Origin of the sequence: Alteripontixanthobacter muriae (assembly GCF_013336795.1) — a bacterium.
Taxonomy (GTDB): Bacteria; Pseudomonadota; Alphaproteobacteria; order Sphingomonadales; family Sphingomonadaceae; genus Pseudopontixanthobacter; species Pseudopontixanthobacter muriae.
On sequence record NZ_JAAFZT010000043.1, the window covers coordinates 1 to 492 of the forward strand.

The 492-nt window shown below is 53.5% G+C and carries 1 protein-coding gene; it reads right to left on the reverse strand.

Annotated elements, in window-relative coordinates:
* Positions 1-332: hypothetical protein (locus G7A66_RS14020; protein ID WP_206675221.1), on the reverse strand; the 332-nt coding region annotated here is incomplete at its 3' end.
* Positions 333-492: the final 160 nt, after the last annotated feature.

The window sequence follows — 492 nt, forward strand, 5'->3', positions numbered from 1 at the left end:
AGCATCATTGCCCATGTAGTGGGTTCCGGAACTGCAGGGGTCGAGCCTGTGTTGAAGAAGGTGATGTGTGAGAATGAGTCACTGCCCGCGCTGAACCCAACGCCACTCAAGTCGACCATATCGCTCAGAATGGGATCAGCGTCATAATACAGAGCGTACTGGTTTCCTTGCTTGATCGCGAAGTAGTGGATGTCAGGATCCGCAAGGCCCGGAGTATAGGTGAAAGACACTGTGCTGGGCAGATCAAATCCTACGAAAAACTCACTTCCATCTATTGAGGGGTAGTTAGTCGAAATTTCGTCTAGCTGTAGACCCCCGTCGTATTTGGTCACGACAGGAGAGGGTAGCTCTCCATCCGCTACATTTATGCCAGTTTGCGTAGCGAAGCACGCAGAGAAGCCTCCCGTGCAATCGTTTCCGCCAAACACGCCGAGCAAAGTAGCTGCTTGTGCGGGCGCAGTGAATGCGCTCGCGAATGCGAGCGAACCTGCG